Annotated in this window: 14 protein-coding genes; 9 read left to right on the top strand and 5 right to left on the bottom strand. The window is 70.4% G+C overall.

Annotation, left to right across the window (positions count from 1 at the left end; translation table 11 throughout):
- Positions 1 to 83 precede the first annotated feature (83 nt).
- From ACIBI4_RS00600 to ACIBI4_RS00590, 3 genes are all read left to right on the top strand, one after another.
- Positions 84 to 1,616: a flavin-containing monooxygenase gene (locus ACIBI4_RS00600; RefSeq protein WP_399201291.1), complete on the top strand. Its 1,533-nt coding sequence runs from the start codon at positions 84 to 86 to the stop codon at positions 1,614 to 1,616.
- Positions 1,617 to 1,686: 70 nt separating this feature from the next.
- Positions 1,687 to 2,661: a diiron oxygenase gene (locus ACIBI4_RS00595; RefSeq protein ID WP_399201290.1), complete on the top strand. Its 975-nt coding sequence runs from the start codon at positions 1,687 to 1,689 to the stop codon at positions 2,659 to 2,661.
- A gap of 83 nt (positions 2,662 to 2,744) precedes the next feature.
- Complete coding sequence (locus ACIBI4_RS00590) at positions 2,745 to 4,364, top strand: FAD-dependent oxidoreductase (protein WP_399201289.1); 1,620 nt, start codon at positions 2,745 to 2,747, stop codon at positions 4,362 to 4,364.
- A gap of 18 nt (positions 4,365 to 4,382) precedes the next feature.
- Here the strand turns inward: ACIBI4_RS00590 and ACIBI4_RS00585 are convergent, their stop codons facing one another.
- Complete coding sequence (locus ACIBI4_RS00585) at positions 4,383 to 5,072, bottom strand: TetR/AcrR family transcriptional regulator (protein ID WP_399201288.1); 690 nt, start codon at positions 5,070 to 5,072, stop codon at positions 4,383 to 4,385.
- 175 nt (positions 5,073 to 5,247) lie between these two features.
- On the opposite strand from ACIBI4_RS00585, the gene ACIBI4_RS00580 reads away from it, so the two are divergent.
- Positions 5,248 to 6,096: an arylamine N-acetyltransferase gene (locus ACIBI4_RS00580; protein WP_399201287.1), complete on the top strand. Its 849-nt coding sequence runs from the start codon at positions 5,248 to 5,250 to the stop codon at positions 6,094 to 6,096.
- Positions 6,097 to 6,188: 92 nt separating this feature from the next.
- Complete coding sequence (locus ACIBI4_RS00575; RefSeq protein WP_399201286.1) at positions 6,189 to 7,370, top strand: hypothetical protein; 1,182 nt, start codon at positions 6,189 to 6,191, stop codon at positions 7,368 to 7,370.
- A gap of 710 nt (positions 7,371 to 8,080) precedes the next feature.
- Here the strand turns inward: ACIBI4_RS00575 and ACIBI4_RS00570 are convergent.
- On the bottom strand, positions 8,081 to 8,902 hold the full coding sequence (locus ACIBI4_RS00570; protein ID WP_399201285.1) for an MBL fold metallo-hydrolase: 822 nt from the start codon (positions 8,900 to 8,902) through the stop codon (positions 8,081 to 8,083).
- Positions 8,903 to 9,165: 263 nt separating this feature from the next.
- Here ACIBI4_RS00570 and ACIBI4_RS00565 point away from each other — a divergent pair, with 263 nt between their 5' ends.
- Entirely contained in the window at positions 9,166 to 9,408 is a 243-nt protein-coding gene (locus tag ACIBI4_RS00565; protein WP_399201284.1) for a hypothetical protein, read from the top strand.
- A 27-nt stretch (positions 9,409 to 9,435) separates the two neighbouring features.
- On the opposite strand, the gene ACIBI4_RS00560 is transcribed toward ACIBI4_RS00565, so the two are convergent.
- Positions 9,436 to 10,731, bottom strand: a complete 1,296-nt coding sequence (locus tag ACIBI4_RS00560) for a M48 family metallopeptidase (RefSeq protein WP_399201283.1) — start codon at positions 10,729 to 10,731, stop codon at positions 9,436 to 9,438.
- A 66-nt stretch (positions 10,732 to 10,797) separates the two neighbouring features.
- Entirely contained in the window at positions 10,798 to 11,961 is a 1,164-nt protein-coding gene (locus ACIBI4_RS00555; protein WP_399201282.1) for an acyl-CoA dehydrogenase family protein, read from the bottom strand.
- A gap of 201 nt (positions 11,962 to 12,162) precedes the next feature.
- Here ACIBI4_RS00555 and ACIBI4_RS00550 point away from each other — a divergent pair, with 201 nt between their 5' ends.
- Positions 12,163 to 13,371 (top strand): oxygenase MpaB family protein, encoded by a 1,209-nt coding sequence (locus tag ACIBI4_RS00550; protein ID WP_399201281.1) that lies wholly within the window; start codon positions 12,163 to 12,165, stop codon positions 13,369 to 13,371.
- A 61-nt stretch (positions 13,372 to 13,432) separates the two neighbouring features.
- On the opposite strand, the gene ACIBI4_RS00545 is transcribed toward ACIBI4_RS00550, so the two are convergent.
- Positions 13,433 to 14,596 (bottom strand): TetR/AcrR family transcriptional regulator, encoded by a 1,164-nt coding sequence (locus tag ACIBI4_RS00545; protein ID WP_399201280.1) that lies wholly within the window; start codon positions 14,594 to 14,596, stop codon positions 13,433 to 13,435.
- A 230-nt stretch (positions 14,597 to 14,826) separates the two neighbouring features.
- On the opposite strand from ACIBI4_RS00545, the gene ACIBI4_RS00540 reads away from it, so the two are divergent.
- Both ACIBI4_RS00540 and ACIBI4_RS00535 read left to right on the top strand, forming a co-directional pair.
- Positions 14,827 to 16,416 (top strand): long-chain-fatty-acid--CoA ligase, encoded by a 1,590-nt coding sequence (locus ACIBI4_RS00540; protein WP_399201279.1) that lies wholly within the window; start codon positions 14,827 to 14,829, stop codon positions 16,414 to 16,416.
- A 61-nt stretch (positions 16,417 to 16,477) separates the two neighbouring features.
- Positions 16,478 to 18,439 (top strand): GMC family oxidoreductase, encoded by a 1,962-nt coding sequence (locus ACIBI4_RS00535; protein ID WP_399201278.1) that lies wholly within the window; start codon positions 16,478 to 16,480, stop codon positions 18,437 to 18,439.
- The last annotated feature ends 14 nt before the right edge of the window (positions 18,440 to 18,453 follow it).

The raw sequence follows: 18,453 nt of genomic DNA, 5'->3' as shown, positions 1-18,453 counted from the left end.
TCCGAGCAACCGCCGCCGGCCCGCGCGGCAGCCCGCCGGCCCCGGCCCCTTGAGGGGCCCACGAGCGAGAAGGACCCTTCGCGATGGACCAGCAGCACGTCGACGTCCTGGTGATCGGCGCCGGAATCTCCGGCATCAGCGCCGCCCGCCACGTCCTGCGTGACAATCCCGGCACCTCGGTCGTCGTCCTGGAGCGCCGCGCCCGGGTCGGCGGCACCTGGGACCTGTTCCGCTATCCCGGCATCCGCTCCGACTCCGACATGTCCACCTTCGGCTTCGGCTTCCGCCCCTGGCGCGACAAGCGGATCCTCGCCGGCGGCGCGCAGATCCGGCAGTACGTGGAGGACGCCGCCGCGGACGACGGCATCCTGCAGCACATCCGCTTCGGCCGCCGCGCCGTCAGCGCCGACTTCTCGCACGCCACCGGCCGCTGGACCGTCGAGGTCGAGGACGAAGGCACCGGCGAGCACGAGACGTACAGCGCCGGCTACGTCGTCGGAGCCACCGGCTACTACGACTACGACCAGCCCTACCGCCCCGAATTCCCCGGCGAGGAAGACTTCCGGGGCACCGTGGTCCACCCGCAGCACTGGCCCGAGGACCTCGACCACAGCGGCAAGCGCGTCGTCGTCATCGGCTCCGGCGCCACCGCCATCACGCTGCTGCCCGCGATGGCCGACGAGGCCGAGCACGTCACCATGCTGCAGCGCTCGCCGACCTACATCCTCGCGCTGCCGGAGGTCGACCCGGTCACCGCCGTGCTGCAGAAGCTGCGTGCGCCCGCCTCGCTGACGTACAAGATCTCCCGCACCCGCAACATCGCGCTGCAGCGCGGCAGTTACGCCTTCTGCCGCAAGTACCCGAACGCGGCCCGCCGGATCCTGCTGCGCCTGGTGCGCGCCCAGGCGGGCAAGGGCGTCGACATGCGGCACTTCACCCCGCACTACAAGCCGTGGGACCAGCGTCTGTGCGTCGTGCCCGGCGGCGACCTGTTCAAGGTCCTCAAGAGCGGCAAGGCGTCCATCGCCACCGACCACATCGACACCTTCACCGCCGACGGCATCCGGCTGAAGTCCGGCGAGGAGCTGAAAGCCGACATCGTCGTCACCGCGACCGGTCTGAGCGTCCGCCTCATGGGCGGCATGGACGTCACCGTCGACGGAGTCCCCGTGGACGTGACGAACCGCGTCCTCTACAAGGCGGTGCTGCTCGAGGGCGTGCCCAACATGTCCCTCATCATCGGCTACACCAACGCCTCCTGGACCCTCAAGGCGGACCTGGCGGCCGACTACACCGCCCGCCTGCTGGCCCACATGCGCCGAGGCGGGCACGACATCGCCACGCCCGTCGCCACCGACGCCGACCGCTCCGAGTTCTCCGTCATGGGCGAGGCCCTCACCTCCGGCTACATCGCCCGCGCCAACGAGGTCATGCCGCGCCAGGGCACCCGCGACCCGTGGCGGCTGTGGAACAACTACTACCGCGACCGCGCCATGCTCCGGCGCGCCCCCCTCGACGACAGCGCCCTGCGCTTCGAGAAGGCGGCCCCGCCCGCGGCCGAGCCCGTGCCCGCCGAGCCTGCGCCCGCCGAGCGGGAATCGACCCACGCCGCCTGACCCGTACGTCCTGCACCACTCCGCCCCGCCGGGGACCGCCGAGCCGCCGAGCAGACAACCGAGGACGAACATGACCGCGAACCTGACCAGGAAGGCCTACGACGAGCGCCTGCGGACCCTCTCCGAGGGCTCGGTGAACGTCAGCTTCAACGCCTTCACCGACATCAAGTGGGACGACCCCGAGTTCGCGGTGGACCTCAGCGACCCGCGCTGGGTCCTCACCTCCGCGGACGCGCTCGGCGCCCACCCCTGGTATCAGAAGCAGCCCCTCGACGTGCAGATCCGCATCGGCATCTGGCGCTGGGCGACCATCGCCAAGGTGGGCATGCAGTTCGAGAACCTGCTCATGCGCGGCGCCCTGGACTACGTCTACCAACTGGGCAACCGCAACGAGGAGTTCCGCTACCTCACGCACGAGATCACCGAAGAGACCCACCACACCCAGATGTTCCAGGAGCTGGTGAACCGCACCGGCGTCGACACCCCCGGCGGCAAGCGCTGGTTCCGTCAGCTCAGCCGCGTCCTGCCGCTGGCCGGATCCCTCTACCCCGAGGCGTTCTTCACCGGCATCCTCGCCGGTGAGGAGCCCATCGACCATCTGCAGAAGGCGGCCCTGCGCAGCGGCGAGCCCGTGCACCCGCTGCCGCAGCGCATCATGCAGATCCACATCGCCGAGGAAGCCCGGCACATCTCCTTCGCCCACGAGTTCCTGCGCCTGCGCGTCCCGCGCTACGGCAAGGCGCGCCGCGGCACCCTGTCCGTGCTGTTCCCGCTGATCATGCGGATCCTGTGCGACGTCATCATGATCCCGGACCGCAAGTCCGCCGCGCAGGTGGGCATTCCGGCCTGGGTCGTCAAGGACGTCTTCTGGAAGTCGGACGCCGGCCGCAAGATGCTGCACGACCTGTTCTCCGACGTGCGGATGCTCGCGGAGGACATCGGCCTGATGAACAAGGCATCCCGTCCGCTGTGGCGCGCCCTGCGCATCGACGGACGCCCCGCACGCTTCCGCGGCGAGCCCGTGCCGCACGCCGCCGCCGACTGAACCACCCCGGAGCGGTACGGCCCCGAGCCGTACCCCGCCCGCGCCCGCACCACCCTGAACGCCCGAACGGAGACCAGCCCGCCGTGCCGTACGTCGTCACCCGATCCTGCTGCGCCGACGCCTCCTGCGTGCTGGCCTGCCCCGTCAACTGCATCCACCCAGCTCCGGGCGAGCCCGGCTTCGCCACCGCCGAGATGCTGTACGTCGACCCGGAGACCTGCGTCGACTGCGGCGCCTGCACCACGGCCTGCCCGGTCGACGCCCTCAAGCCGCACACGGCCCTCGGCGCGGCAGAGCTGCCGTTCCTCGAACTCAACGCCTCCTACTACAAGGACAACCCGCACACCGACCGCGCCCCGATGTACGTGCTCCCGAAGCAACGGGCGGTCCCGGCGGGCGAGTTGTCGGTGGCCGTCGTCGGCGCGGGCCCGGCCGGACTGTTCGCCGCCGACGAGCTGCTGCGCCACCCGGGCGTCCGTGTCACCGTCCTCGACCGGCTCCCGACCCCGTACGGTCTCGCGCGGGCCGGTGTCGCACCGGACCACCAGGACACCAAGCAGGTCACCGAGCTGTTCCGTGCCATCGAGTCGCAGCCAGGCTTCACCTACCGCCTCGGCGTGGACATCGGCAGCGACATCACCCACGCCGACCTGCTCCGCACCCACCACGCGGTGCTCTACGCGGTCGGCGCCTCCAGCGACAAGCGCCTCGGCATCGACGGCGAGGACCTCACCGGAAGCGTCGCCGCGACCGACTTCGTCGCCTGGTACAACGGCCACCCCGACCACGCCGAGGACACCTACCCCCTCGACACCGAACGCGCGGTCGTGATCGGCAACGGCAATGTCGCCCTCGACGTCGCCCGTATCCTCACCGCCGACCCCGACACCCTGGCCCGTACGGACATATCCGACCGGGCCCTCGCCGCACTGCGCACCAGCCAGGTCCGCGAGGTCGTCCTCGTGGGCCGCCGCGGCCCCGCACAGGCCGCGTTCACGCTGCCCGAACTCCTCGCGCTGCGCGCCCTGCGGGACGTCGACGTCATGGTCGAGGGCCGGCCCGAGGGCCTGGACGCCGAAGCTACCGACAAGACCCGTCTCCTGTCGGAGCTGGCCGCCCGCACCCCGTCCGAAGGCCGCCGCCGCATCGTCCTGCGCTTTTTGACCGCCCCCGTGCGGATCACCGGCGACGAGCGCGTACGGGCCCTGGAACTCACGCCCACCGAGCTGCACACCGACGAGGACGGCACCGTACGGGCCCGGCCCACGGGCACCACCGAAGTCCTGCCCACGGGGCTGGTCCTGCGTTCCGTCGGCTACCGAGGACGCCCCGTGCCGGGCCTGCCCTTCGACGAGCGCACCGCGACCGTCCCGCACGACGCGGGACGCGTCGAGCGCGGCGTCTACGTCGCGGGCTGGATCAAGCGCGGACCGACCGGCTTCATCGGCACCAACAAGACCTGCGCCCAGGAAACCGTCGCGTCCCTGCTCGACGACTTCGCCGCGGGCCGCCTCACCGCGCCCACGGCCTCCGCCGAGACGCTCGCCCCGGACGCCCTGGGCCTGGACGGCTGGCGCGCCATCGACCGTACGGAACGGGCGGCGGGCGAGACCCAGGGCCGTCCCCGCGTGAAGCTCACCGACACCGCGTCACTGTGCGACGCGGCCACGCAGACCGCCGCCACCGCGTCCGTCGGCGTCTGAACCCCCTGTGGAGGGGGCTCAGGCCCCCTCCACGTCGGACACCCGCTGGTCCGGCGACAGCTCCACACCCAGATCCCGCAGCGTCGCGTCGAGCACGGCCCACACCGAGCGGCACAGCATGGCCCGCAACTCCTCCTCGGACACGTCCCGTTGAGGATCGTTCACCCACTGGTTGACCGCGGTGTCCACGAACCCCACGATCCCCACGGCCACCGACCGGATCGGTGCCTTCGGCACGCCCAGCGCCTTCAGGACCTCGCCGAACCGCTCGCTGAGCATCAACGCGATGGCCGTCTTCGTGTCGGCGACCAGCGAACCGTCGCCCATCGCGTGCTCGCCGACCCCCATGTAGCTGTAGAGCCGCGGATGCTGCGCCACCCAGTCCAGATGCGCCCCCACCACGCGGCTGACGGCCTCCTCGACCGTGCCGTCGAAGGTGAGCGTCGGCTCCATGCGCCGCATGAACGACTCCACCACGCGCCGGCGGATCAACTCGTCCAGCGTGGCCCGGTCCTTGAAGTGGCGGTAGAGCACGGAACGCGGCACCCCCACGCGCTCCGCGAGCCGCTGCACGCGAAAGCGCGTCCCCTCCTCCTCGATCAGCGCGACCGCCGCGTCCACCAACTCGACCTGACGCTGCGCCTTGTGCTCATCCCAGCGGGTGGAACGCCCATCGACCTGCGGCTCGTCACCGGTTCTGTCCGCCATACCGTCACAATATCCGGCGACCGAATGACCGGTGCGCTCCGCGTCGGGCACGACGTTCGCATAGGTTCTTGGGGGCTTGCCGTACATACATTCAAACGTGCGCATTCATACGTGCGCGTTCATACGTACGTGATGTGCGGCGGCCCGTGATGTCAGCGGGGACGAGAGGCGAGGAATGAACGAGCAGCAGTCGGCAGCGGTGTGGCAGGGCGGGGACCTGGACCTCGAGGCATACCTGGAGAGGATCGCGTTCGAGGGCCCGCGCGAGGCCACCTTGGAGACCCTGGGCCGCCTCCAGCGCGCCCACACGACCTCCATCCCGTTCGAGAACGTGCACGCGGTGCGCGGTCTCCCGCTGCCCATCGACCTGGCCTCCGTGCAGGAGCGCCTGGTGACCCGGCGGCGCGGCGGCTACTGCTTCGAGCACGTCGTCCTTTTCGCTGCCGCACTGGAGCGCCTCGGCTTCGACTTCACGGCGGTCAGCGGCCGCATCACGCTCGGCGCCCCGCGCCTGACCCCCGCAACGCACGCCATGGTGATCGTCCGTTTCGCCGACGACCCGCGGTCCTGGCTGTGCGACGTGGGCTTCGGCACCGGACCGACCGCCCCCATCGAGCTGGCCGACGGCGCCGAACTGGAGGCCGACGGCTGGCGCTACCGCCTCGTACGGCGCCCCGGAGACCTCGCCGACATCTGGTCGCTGCAGCAGTACGGCCCCGACGGGTTCACCGACCGCAACGCGTTCGCGCTGCTCCAGCAGTACCCGATCGACTTCCGCGTCGGCAGCCACTACGTCGGCACCCACCCGCGCTCCCCGTTCGTCACCCGCCTCTTCGCCCAGCGGTTCAACGGCACGGAACACCATCAGATCGACGGCACCGTCTGGAAGACCTTCACACCCGACGGCAGGACCGTGGAGCGCAAGGTGGACCCCGAGGACATCGGAGCGCTCCTCGCGGAAACCTTCGACCTGGAACTCGACCCGGGCGAACTCGCGGCCCTGCACCACCCAGAGCATCCGTGAGCCTCGCGAGGCCCAGGATTGTCAATGCGCTCTCTGTTCAAGGCAGTTGGCCCTCCCTAACGTGAACGGTCTTCACGTCCTGGGGAGGGCCGGTGAACGGACTTCGTACGTCATTCATCTGCAGCGTGATCGCCTGCGCCGCCTTGCTGGCGCCACCGGTCATGGCGGCACCGTCGACGGACGGCAACGCCGCGCCACCGGACGCGGTGGCGCTCGGGCAGAACCGCGCCGAGCCGTCCACGGCCGCCTCCTGGACGCACGTCCCCGTACCGGCCGGACTGCGCCCGCAGGCCGCCCTCAACGCAGCCGTCGCCACGAGCCCTGACGAAGCCTGGGCCGTGGGCACCGAGGGCGCGGCCTCCTCGACGCCCGGCTCGCCCCTGCTGCTGCGCTTCGACGGCAACGACTGGCAGCGCCACGACCTGCTCGACATCACCTGGCAGGGCGAGCTCCTGTCCATCGCGGCCACCTCACCGACCGCCGTGTGGGCCGTGGGCAAGGACGCCTCCGACGGCCGCCACCTGCTCCGCTACAACGGTGCGGGCTGGCGCGAGGTCAAGGCACCGAGCGGCGTCCAGCTGAACAAGGTCGTCACCGGCGCGGGGGAGACCTGGCTGCTCGGCACCCGCGACGGCGCCCAGAGCCTGCAGCGCCAGGTGGGCGACACGTGGCGCGACGTACCCGCACCACCGGGCACCGTGTACGGACTGCACATCCTGTCGCGTGACGACGTCTGGGCGGCCGGCGCGAGCGGCAGCGGCGCGACCGTGTCCCACTGGGACGGCCGGACCTGGACGCAGACCGTCGTCGCCGGCACCCCGCGCGCGGGCCTCGGCACCATCCTGGTGGTCTCGCCCACCGAGATCTGGGCAGGCGGCACGGCCGGATTCATCGGCGGCCCGCCCGGCCGCCCGATCCCACCGCTCCTGATGCGGTACGACGGCACGACCTGGGAACGCGTCACCGTGCCCACCACCTTCGGCGGGATCATGTCCCTCACACCGGACGCCTCCGGCCGCCTCGGCTGGGTCTCCGTGGCGAACTCACTGCGCTGGGCACCTCCCGGCAGCCCCACCACGCTCGAACCCGGCCCGGACTTCCTGGCCTGGGACGGCCAGTCGTTCACCGGCCACATGGAACCGGCCGTGCCGGGCGAGGGCGAGTCCTCCACGGTGAGCCTCGCTCCGGTGCCCGGCACGGACACGGTGTGGTCGGTTGGCCGGGCCGCCGGTCCGGAGGGCACGTTCGTACCTCGGATCCTGCGCTTCAACTAGGGCGTGCCGCCGACTATGTAGCACTTGGGCGCAGTCGCTGCGCAGGAAGTGGCGAAATGCCTCCACGAGCTTGAGTTACGACCGGCATCCGGCCGTGTTAGGTAGTCACTCGGGGTTCCGCAATCCGTCTCTACCAGAGCCCCTTTCCGTCCGATGATTGCGCGACCTGGAAACGAGACCGCTGTCTCTTCTCCGCTGATGTACCCAAGGTCCTTGTCGGGGGTCCAGTCTACTTGCGGAAGCGGCTTGTCGGTTCCGCGTATGTCGATTTGCAAGGTGCGCCTATTGTCGACTCGCAGAACGCAGTTCTCGTCCGAGCTGAACTGGTCCGGTGACTGTGTTACCTCCCCCGAATCCGGCAGAAGTGGAGCCAGGGAGGATGAATCGATCGGCACTCCACAGATCTCCTGTGGAATCTTCATCGATTGACTGCAAGCTGCTGCGAACAGAGCAGTGGGAATCATGAATGCAGCAACTCGCCACGCTGCTCTCACTACTGGTCGCCTCCGATGCCATCGATCGTGTCATTACCGTCGTTCGCCGCTGCTGCGATCCTTCGGAAACTCAGAAGCTCGATGATCACTCTAACCATCGCCGATTCCGGCAGACACAGGTGGCGCGTGGGTGACGTGGGTCGTCGAGTGCGTGAGTGAACGCTCCGAAGTCAGGGCATCATCAGCCTCGACCCTGAACCGTCCACGTGCCCCACCTCACCCGCGGGAACGCCCCTTCCGGGCAAGGCTGTCCACCTGCCCGGTGTGAATGTCCTTGACCCACTCCCAACCGGGCCGCACCGCCTCACCGATCCGCGGATCCGCAACGTCCTTCTCCTCGCGCAGGGCGACGACATAGGCCCGGTCCAGCTCGATCCGCTCCCGCAGCTCCGCACCCCGGCCGACGTCCCCGTGCCCTGGGACGACGATGTCCGCGGCGCCGGCGGCGTCCTCCAGGAGCCGCAGGCCTTCGAGGTGGTCGCCGAGCGGATCCTCGGACTCGTCGAGCATCGGCACGAACACATCGGAGAGCATGTCGCCGGCGATCAGCACCCCGGACTCCTCGACCAGCAGCGCCGCATGTCCCTGCGCGTGCGCGGGGTGCTCGATCAGCCGGACCTCGGGACCGTCCCAGGCAATCCGCGTCGTACCGGCGGTCAGCCCTTCCAGCTTCCCGTACCAGTCGAGCGGCACCTCATCGGCGATCTCCGGAGGCAGGCCCTCGCCGACCTGCACCTTCCACTCCGGGTCCGCCATCAACTCCCGCAGATACGCGGCGCATCCGGCCGTTCCGTACCGAGGCGTGTCTTCTCCCAGATCGCCGTGCCACAGCACGTGATCCCAGTCGGGATGCGTGGCGAAGCCGACGGCGACCGTCTCACCCATCGCCCGGAGGTCGGATGCCAGGCACGTCATCTCCGAGGCGGTGATCCCGGCGTCCACGACGAGTACCCCGCTCCCGCCCTGCACCACCACGGTGTTGTTGAGCAACAACTCGCTCTGATGCACCAGCACACCTTCAGCGATCCGTTCGAGCATGACGTCTCCTCCGGCCGTGGACAGCACTTGGTCGGCATGACGGTAATGGCGGGGCAGCAGATCACGGCATACGTTTCGCCGTAACGTTGCCGGACTCCGGCATCGCGGAAGGGCGCGGCGGGATGGGAACCTTGCGGCACAGGGGACATCGTGGGAGCAACGGGGGTGACAGCAGGGTGTCTTGGTATGCGGCGAGTCCAGTGATCAGTGGAACGTATGCGATCTACGTGCCGCCGGGCGGGGGAGGGGGCCTCAGCACCGGTATGGCGGTCTTTCTGAACGTGTTCGCGGTGGCGCTGTACGTGTGGGCGCTCGTGCTCGTCGTCACCTTCCGCGATCCGCAGGCCTGGTGGTGGCGTACGCAGGCGCGGCGGTTCAAGGACCCTGAGCATGCGGAGCCTTCGGCGTACGAGTACGAGCGGATCCGGGCCAGGGGCTGGTTCAGTGCGTTCGTGAGCGTGGCTGCCGGCGTCGCCGTCATGATCATTGTGGCTGCGGCCAGTTGACGACTGGGGGGGCAGGGCGGGGCGCCGTCAGCGGGTGGAGTGCTTGACCCGCCGCATCCGCAACTTCCCTCGGGACGCCGCCGCCGACACGGCACGGGCGAACTCCCGCTCGATCGCCTCGGCCTGCTGCTTCCCGCACTCCACGCGTGCCTCGTCGTAGAGGCACCGCTGGGCCAGGGCCAGGCGGAGATGGGTCGGCGGGTGGGTGTCGTCCTCGTAGTGCCACTGCAACTGGCTGACCCTCACCAGGCGTTCGCGCTCATGGTCCGGCAGATCGAGGGCCGCGCGGGCCGCCTCGCGCCAGGGCTTGCGGCGCCAGTCGAGTGCGCCGTCCTCGAGAAGGCCGTCGAGCGCTTCGACGGCGCGGTCGGCGTGCAGCAGCCGTTCGGCCAGTCCGTACGCGGCCTCGCTGGAGGCGGTGCGCGCGGCGAGCTGGTCCGCGAGGAACTCCGCGCGGGTCGCGTCGCGCAGGCTGAGCCGGTTGAGCAGCCGCAGCAGTCCGTCAGCCGCGTACCAGGGCCAGCGCAGCACGCCGTGCCCGAACCAATACCGCAGCCGCCCGCCGTGCCACCGCCCCGGATCGAGCCAGTGCCGCCAAGTGGCCAGCGTGCACAGTGCGTTGCCGACGACCAGGCCGTGCCGGGTGTCGCCGTTGGTGAAGTGGCCGAGTTCGTGGCCGAGCAGCGCGACCCGCTGATGCGGGGTGAGCGTCTCCCACAGGGTGAGCCCGATGCACAGGATCCGCTGCCGTGGCCGGCGTGAGGTGACGTACGCGTTGAAGCCGGGTTCGAGCGTCACCACGTCCACCCCGCGGGTGCCGACCTCCTTCGCCACCGCGTCGATCAGCGCGAACAGGCGCGGCGCCGACTCCCTGTCGAGAGCGGGCAGTTCCGGGTGCAGCGGAGGAACCCAGGGGCGCAGCACCGCCGAGAAGACCAGCAGCGCGATGCCGAGCGAGAGGCTGAGCGGATTCCACCAGCCCGTCACGAGCAGCGCCACTGCAGCGCCCGCCAGTGCCACCGACGCTCCGACGACACCGCAGGACAGCCCGTACGCGGCGATCCGCGCGGCCGTCCACCGTGAGCGGCGCCCGAAGTCCCCGTTCCTGAGCAGCTCCTGGAAGACCTGCTCGGCCCGCTGCCCCGCCACCTCGGCCCGCCGCTCGGCCGTCCGGCCGAGCCCGAACACGAACAGCTCGGGCGCCACGTTCCAGTCACAGGCGGAACACCACACGACGTGCGCGCCGTGCACCGGCATCGCCGCCCCGCACTGCGGACACTGCTCACTCCCCACCCGCTCGCCCTCCACGCGCCTGGTCCCCATCCTCGACCCCCGCTCCAGAGCATCCGAGCCGTCGAGGAGGACGACGCGCCTGCGCGTGGCTTGGTTCTACAAGCCCAGATCCCGCCCCACGATCTCCTTCATGATCTCTGTCGTACCGCCGTAGATCGTGGTGATCCGCGAGTCGAGATAGTCCTGTGCGATCCGGTACTCGCGCATATAGCCGTACGCGCCATGGAGTTGGACGCAGCGGCCGACGATATTGACGTACTGCTCGGTGGCCCAGAACTTCGCGGCCGCCGCGTCCACCGCCGACAGTTCGCCGCGGGAGTGGCGGGCCAGGAGGGCGTCGAGGTGGCTGCGGCCCACGCGGGCCGTGGTGACCATCTCGGCGAGTTCGAAGCGGGTGTTCTGGAATGAGCCGATCGGGCGGCCGAAGGCCCGGCGCTGCTTGACGTAGTCGAGGGTGCGTTCGAGGACGTCCTCGATGGAGGCGATGGCGTGGGCGGCGATCGAGATGCGCTCCTGGGGGAGGTTGCGCATCAGGTGCTTGAAGCCCGCACCTTCCGCGCCGAGGAGGTTCGCGGCCGGGACGCGTACGTCCTGGAAGGACAGTTCGCTGGTGTCCTGGGCGTGCAGGCCCACCTTCTCCAGGTTGCGGCCGCGCGCGAAGCCGGGGCGGTCCGTCTCGATGACCAGCAGGCTCAGTCCGCCGTGCCGGTCCGGGCCGGTGCGGACGGCGGTGACGACGAGGTCGGCGTTCTGGCCGTTGGAGATGAAGACCTTGGCGCCGTTGACGAGGTAGTCGTCGCCGTCGCGTACGGCGGTGGTGGCGATACCGGCCAGGTCGCTGCCGGTGCCGGGTTCGGTCATCGCGACCGCCACGACGAGTTCGCCGGCGGCGATCCCGGGCAGCCAGCGGGCCTTCTGCTCGTCGTTCGTCAGGTCGGTGAAGTAGGGCACCACGATGTCGTTGGACAGGCCCACGCCCGCGAGCGCGTCGGAGGCGGGGTGGCGGCAGAACTCCTCGCCGATCACCGCGTTGAAGCGGAAGTCGGTGACCCCGCCGCCCCCGTACTCCTCGGGGATGTTGAAGCCGAGGATGCCCGCGCGTGCGGCCTCGAGGAACAGCACGCGGTCGACCTTGCCTTCCGCCCGCCACCGCTCCGCGTGCGGCGCGGCGTGCTTGTCGGCGAACGCGCGGACCGTCCCGCGCAGCAGCTCGTGCTCCTCGTCGTAGAGGGACCGCGGGCCTGAGATCGCACTGGTCACGGGGACACTCCTGATCCGGGTCGAGTGCGGGGGCGGAAACGGGGCCGTGTGCCGGTTCACGCAGGAGGCCTTGCCGACCTCACCACGCGTCGTTATGTTAACCAGAAATCACACCCATGGAAAGTCTCGACGATCGCTCGAATGCGAAGGTGTACAAGCGAGTCGAGGCTCACTCCGACCTGCTTGAAAGTAGGTAAGTGAATGGGAAATATCAGCAGGCGAAGCGCACTCTCGTTAGGTGCTGCGCTCAGCCTCGCGGGCGTGGCGGCCGCTCCCAAGGCCTGGGCCTGGTCGTCCGCGGGCTCCCTCGCCGGCGCCGACGCGGTCACCGACCCGTTCCAGGTCTGGGACCCCGAGCCGGACGCCCTGGCCGTACGGCTCCTGGCGGACGGCGCGATCCCGGCGGTCAACACCGCGTGGCGTTCCTGGGTCGACAACGCGGACCCGCTGCCGTCCGGCATGCCCGGCTACCTCACCGCCTACCTGTCGAAGGTGAACCGGCTGCCGGACTGGGCCGACGCCACCCGTCTCGCCGCCTCCGAGCGCTACTACAAGCGCCTTGCCTCCTACCTGTTCGTCACTCAGAGCCTGGGCAGCGGCATCATGAGCACGGTCATCCCGCGCGAGGCCCGAGCGGTCTACTGGTCCGCGGGCGGCGCCAACATGAAGGACCGCGCGGCCAAGACCTTCACCTTCGGCTACGACCTCAACTCCGAGACCGCCTGGCAGCCGCGGGGCCACTTCATCGTCACCGCCAACAAGACCCGCCTCGTGCACTCGGTCGTCCGCAACCTGCTGCCCACCTCGGCACGGTTCATGGAGAGTGCCGACCAGCCGAAGCCGATCAGCAACGGTGACATCCTGCGCACCTTCCACTCCACCGCCACGTACTCCCACGCGAAGCTGCTCCAGTGGGGCATCCGACTCTCGGCCGCGGAGAAGGAAGCCGATCTGCATGCCTGGCAGGTGGCCCTTCATCTGCTCGGGGTGCAGCGGCAGTTCATCCCGGCCACCTGGGCGGACGCGTTGGAGCAGGCGGACTCGATGCTCTGGCCCGACCTCGGCCCCACGACCGAGGGCAACAGCCTCGCCGAGACCCTCCTCGGCTACATCACCCAGCCCACGTTCGGCCTGGCCACCGGCTTCGCCAACGAATTCGTGCGCTATCTCCTCGGCAACGAGACCGGTGACTGGCTCGGGCTGCGGCGCGACTGGGGGCAGGCGGCCCTGATCCGTATCGAATGGCCGCTGTACGTGGCCTTCCGCGAGGGAACCTCCGGGGTGCTGCCCGGCAGCGGCTACCTCTTCGACCAAGCCCTGCGCGGCATCGCGATGCTCTACCTCAGCAACGGCACGTCGACGACCCAGACCCCGATCACGCTCCCGACGGCGAACAGGCCGGGTGCCTGAACGAGAGCGGGACGCCCCGCACGCCCACCAGTACCGGGCGTCCGCCGGCACCTCATATCCGTCACAGCCCCAGCGCCCGAACGACCAAGGCAGTGACGGCGCTCCGGTGCGCGGGGGAGTCCTGCCGGCGCAGACTGCGACCGGCTTCGACCACCACCCCGAAGCCCGCATGCACCAGAACCCGGGCCTGGCGCGCATCCAGTTCGGGCCGGGCGATCAGCAGTTGCTGCTCCCACACGGCGATGTGTTCGCGCTGCGCGAGGATCAGGGGCCGCCGCAGGTCGTCCGGCAGACCGGCGACCTCGGCTGCCGCGACGCTGATCAGCGCGGTGTGCTCGAAGCTGTAGCCGACGTACGCCGCCGCCAGTGCGACCACCGCGTCCCGCGCGTCGCTCACTTCGGCCAGGCTGCGCTCCACCGCCTGCTCCAGGAGGGCGGCCGCCTGCAGACAGGCCGCCACCAGGATGTCCACCTTGGTGGCGTAGTGCCGGTAGAGCGCGGACGGCGCGAGGCCTACGGCCTGTGCGATCTGCCCGTTGGTGACCTTTGCGAACCCGTCCCGCGCGAACAGCGGGATGGCCGCCGCAAGGATCTCCGCCCGACGTGTGCGCGGCACCGGCTGGGCGGGCGGCACGACCGTTCGCGGGCCGGGCGCCTCACCCGCGGGTGCGGTGTCCGCGACGCGGAGCGCGGAGGTCAGGAGCACCTCCTCCAGGCGCTTCCTGGCGATGGAGTTGTGATGCTGGGTGACCGATCCGATCACGCCGAGCGCCGCGACGGCACGCAACCGCACGTCGTGCCGTGGATGTTCGCGCCGTACGGCCTCGGACACCCGCTCCACGACTCGCGCGAACTTCCCCTTGAGGAGGCGCCGGTCCCCGGCTTCGAGATAGCGCGCCTCCCAGCGGTAGAGCCCGCCGGACGCGCGGTGCTCCACCGCGACCCGGGTGACGGCGCCGAGCACCTCGGCTAGCTCCGCCTCGGACGGCACCTCGTCGAGCGTGGCGACGAGCCGGTCCGCCATCACGTTCGCGCACTCGGCGAACAGCGCGTACTTGTTGGGGAAATGCCGGTACAGGGCCGTGGCCGTGATGCCCACGGCGGCCGCGATCTCCTCCATCGACGCCGCGTGGTAGCCGCGCTCGCTGAACACCCGGCCGGCCGCCTCGACGATCAGCTGCTTGCGGTTGCGCGGGCGGGTGGCCGCGGTCGGGGACAGCACCATGTCCACCAGTGAATCACAGGCGCCCGGCCGCTCCGAGCCCGCCGTACACCTCCGGCGTCACGTGACGCGTGCTTCACATCCGATGTGATTTCCCATTAACAAAGGGCTTCTTGAGCGATGCCGTCGCGGGCATAATGGCCCAACGCTTCCGCCCCCACCGCACTCCGTCCCGCTCCATCCCGCGCCACAGCACGCACCCCGTCCCGCGCATCCGGATCCCGAGGAGTGGCATGTCCACCGTTACGGCTCCCGCCTGGTCCTTCCGGCACCACTGGATGGCCCAGGTGGCCACCCACGCGGCCATGCGGCCCGAGAAGCCCGCACTGCGCCACCTCGGGGCCACCACGACCTGGGCCGATCTCTCGCGACGGTCCCTGCAGTTGGCCGCCGGTCTGCGTGAGCACGGCATCGGCGAGGGCGACCGGGTGGCCCTGCTGACCCTCAACCACCCGTGGTTCGTGGAGAGCGTCCTGGCGGCCAACAGCCTGGGCGCCATGGCCGTCCCGCTCAGCTTCCGCCTCGCACCCCCCGAGCTCGGCTACATCCTGGACGACTGCACACCGTCCGCCCTTGTCATCGACGCCCGCCTGCTTCCGCTCCTGCGCGCGGTCCCGTCCGCCGCCTCCATCGGTACGGTCATCGTGATCGGCGAGGGCGAAGCGGGACAACAGGCGCCGCAGCAGCAGGAGTTCGCGTACGAGGAGTTCCTCGCCGCTCACGAACCCATCGAGCTGCCGGACGTCCCCGAGGACGCCACGGCCCTCATCATGTACACCTCGGGCACCACCGGCCGCCCGAAAGGCGTCCTGCTCTCGCACCGCAACATGCAGGTGCAGGCGATCACCTGTGTCCGCGCGATGGAGATGTTCGACGACTCCGACGTCGGCTTCCTGACCGCGCCCTTCTTCCACATCGCCGGTCTGGGCTCGATGGTCGCCAACCTGCTGGTCGGCAGCGCCGTCGTCATCCACCCGCTCGGCGCCTTCGACCCCAAGGCGGTGCTCGACGCGTACGAACGCGAGGGCGCGACCGTGGTGTTCAACGTGCCGCAGCAGTGGGACCTGCTCTGCGCGCAACCCGACATCCACAAGCGCGACTTGAAGCTGCGCGTCATCAGCTGGGGCGCGGCGCCCGCGAGCGATGCGACCCTGCGGGCGATGGGGGAGGCGTTCCCGGACGCCCTGAACGTGGCCGTGTTCGGCCAGACCGAGACCTCACCGATCACCTGCGTCCTGCGCGGCAAGGACTCCCTGCGCAAGCTCGGCTCGGTCGGCCGTCCGATCCCGACGATCCAGTACCGCATCGTCGACGGGGCCATGAACGACGTACCCGTGGGCGAGGTCGGCGAGATCGTCTACCGCGGCCCGACGGTGACCCGGGGCTACTGGAAGAAGCCGCAGGAGACCGCGGACGCCTTCGAGGGCGGCTGGTTCCACTCCGGCGACCTTGTGAAGGTGGACGAGGAGGGCTTCGTCTGGGTCGTCGACCGCAAGAAGGACATGATCATCAGTGGTGGCGAGAACATCTACTGCGCCGAGCTGGAGAACGCCATCGCCGCCCACCCGCACGTCCTCGAGGTCGCGGTGATCGGGCGGCCCGACGAGCGATGGGGTCAGATCCCCGTCGCCTACGTCACCCTCGCGCCCCAAAGTGCACTGTCCCTCGCGGAGTTGACCGACTTCCTCGACGGCAGGATCGCGTCCTTCAAGATGCCCAAGGCCCTCGTCACGGGCGACGGACTGCCCCGCAACGCGGGCGGCAAGGTCGTCAAGCACACCCTGCGAACTCAGGACGCGGACGGGACACAGCCCACCACCTGAGTGCGCCGGGGCGCGCCCCGGACGATCAGCCTCGGAACTCTCCCATGTTGAGGACACACCCATGCAGCTCGACTCCCGCCAGCAGGCGGCGCTCACCGCGATATGCGACACCTTCGCCCCGGGCGACGGCGCAGCGATCCCGTCCGCCGGCGCGATCGGTGCCGTCCCCCTCGCCGAAGCCCTTGTGCGCGCACTGCCGCGCGCGAGCGAACGCAAGCAACTCGCCACCCTGCTGTCCCTGTGGGACTCACGCCTGGCCGGACTGCTCCTCGGCACCGGCGGCCGCCGCTACTCCACCCTGCCACCGGCCGCGCGCGAGCAGCTGATGCTGCGTCTGGGCGACGCCTCGTCGGCCCGCAAACGCGTCCTGTTCCAGGCCCTGCGCGGCCTGGCCACCTCCGCGTATCTCCTGGCACCGGGGGAGAACGGCACCTCACCCGTATGGGAGGCGATCGGCTACCCCGGCCCGCTCGGCACCCTGCCGGACGCGCCCCGCCCGCGCCTCAGCCCGCTGACCCCCACGGCCGACACCACCCTCGACTGCGATGTCGTCGTGGTCGGCTCCGGCGCAGGCGGAGGCACCGCGGCAGGCGTCCTGGCCGCAGCCGGACTCGACGTGGTCGTCCTGGAACGCGGCGGGTACCACGACGACGCCGACTTCGACGGCAGCGAACGCACCGGCCTGACGAACCTCTACGCCTCCGGTCCCACCGCCACCGCGGAGGGCCAGGTCTCCCTCGTCGCCGGGTCCTGCCTGGGCGGCGGCACCGTCGTCAACTGGACGACATCGTTCCGTACACCCGACGCCATCCGCGAGGAATGGGCGGGCCTCGGCGCCGCCCAGTTCGCGGAGAAGGAGTACACCGCGGCCCTCGACGCCGTCACGGACCGCCTCTCCGTCAACACCGACCACAACACCGCATCCGCCCGCGACGCCATCATGGAACGCGGTCTGCAGTCCCTCGGCTGGCACGTCGACGCGATGCCGCGCAACGTCGTCGGCTGCGACGTGGGCACCGACTGCGGACGCTGCGGCTACGGCTGCCGCCTCGGTGCCAAGCAGTCCGTCACCAAGACCTGGCTCGCCGACGCCGAGGCCGCGGGCGCCCGCCTCGTCATCGACACCACCGTGCGCACCATCGAGGTGAAGCAAGGCCGCGCTGTCGGTGTCCGCGGCACCACGGCGGCCGGTCACACGGTCACGGTCCATGCCCGCGCGGTCGTCGCGGCGGCAGGCGCCATCCAGACCCCCGCCCTGCTGCGCCGCTCGGGCCTGACCGACCCGGCCATCGGCCGCCACCTGCGCCTGCACCCCGCCACCGCCGTCTGGGGCGTGTTCGAGGAGGAGGTCCGCCCCTGGGAGGGCGGCCTGCAGACCCGCTACTCCCGCGAGCACAGCGACCTCGACGGCCGGGGCCACGGCGTCATCTACGAGACAGGCCCCGGCAACCCCGCCGCCCTCCAGGGCTTCATGAACTGGCGCGGCGCCTCCGCCCACCTCGCCGCACTCAAGGACCTCGGCCACACCGCCGGCATCGGCGTCATCACCCGCGACCGCGACAGCGGCGTCGTCAAGGTGGCCCGCGACGGCGAACCCGTCCCGCACTACCGCCTCTCCGCCCACGACGCGGCCCATCTGCACGCGGGCATCGAGGGCGCCGCGAAGATCCTCGCCGCCGCGGGAGCCCACCGCATCTCCTCCGCCCACCAGGCGGGTCCGTCCTACGAACCGGGCCGCAAGGGCACACACGAGGACTTCATCACCGCCTGCCACAACGCGGGCTACGAGCCGGGCCGTTGCGCCATCGCCGCCCTCCACATCATGGGCACGGCCCGCATGGGCGGCTCCCGCGACACCAGCGCCACCAACCCCGACGGAGCCACCTGGGAAGTCCCGAACGTCGTCGTGGCGGACGCCTCCTGCTTCCCCACCTCATCGGGCGTGAACCCGATGATCTCCATCGAGGCCATCGCGTACATGAACGCCACGCGGCTTGCGGAGCGACTGGGGCGCGGCGCCTGAAAAGTGCGGGCCCC

The sequence above is a fragment of the Streptomyces sp. NPDC050418 genome (assembly GCF_044458745.1).
Classification (GTDB): domain Bacteria; phylum Actinomycetota; class Actinomycetes; order Streptomycetales; family Streptomycetaceae; genus Streptomyces.
The sequence above is the reverse complement of the archived record's forward strand: the minus strand, read 5'-3'. Positions and strand labels throughout refer to the sequence as shown.

Bases quoted from the DNA above. Each gene is read 5' to 3' on its own strand.
- ACIBI4_RS00540 (WP_399201279.1), top strand. From the start codon at position 14,827: ATGTCCACCGTTACGGCTCCCGCCTGGTCCTTCCGGCACCACTGGATG.
- ACIBI4_RS00570 (WP_399201285.1), bottom strand. From the start codon at position 8,902: ATGCTCGAACGGATCGCTGAAGGTGTGCTGGTGCATCAGAGCGAGTTG.
- ACIBI4_RS00600 (WP_399201291.1), top strand. From the start codon at position 84: ATGGACCAGCAGCACGTCGACGTCCTGGTGATCGGCGCCGGAATCTCC.
- ACIBI4_RS00585 (WP_399201288.1), bottom strand. From the start codon at position 5,072: ATGGCGGACAGAACCGGTGACGAGCCGCAGGTCGATGGGCGTTCCACC.
- ACIBI4_RS00550 (WP_399201281.1), top strand. From the start codon at position 12,163: ATGGGAAATATCAGCAGGCGAAGCGCACTCTCGTTAGGTGCTGCGCTC.
- ACIBI4_RS00560 (WP_399201283.1), bottom strand. From the start codon at position 10,731: ATGGGGACCAGGCGCGTGGAGGGCGAGCGGGTGGGGAGTGAGCAGTGT.
- ACIBI4_RS00595 (WP_399201290.1), top strand. From the start codon at position 1,687: ATGACCGCGAACCTGACCAGGAAGGCCTACGACGAGCGCCTGCGGACC.
- ACIBI4_RS00580 (WP_399201287.1), top strand. From the start codon at position 5,248: ATGAACGAGCAGCAGTCGGCAGCGGTGTGGCAGGGCGGGGACCTGGAC.
- ACIBI4_RS00565 (WP_399201284.1), top strand. From the start codon at position 9,166: ATGGCGGTCTTTCTGAACGTGTTCGCGGTGGCGCTGTACGTGTGGGCG.
- ACIBI4_RS00545 (WP_399201280.1), bottom strand. From the start codon at position 14,596: ATGGTGCTGTCCCCGACCGCGGCCACCCGCCCGCGCAACCGCAAGCAG.
- ACIBI4_RS00535 (WP_399201278.1), top strand. From the start codon at position 16,478: ATGCAGCTCGACTCCCGCCAGCAGGCGGCGCTCACCGCGATATGCGAC.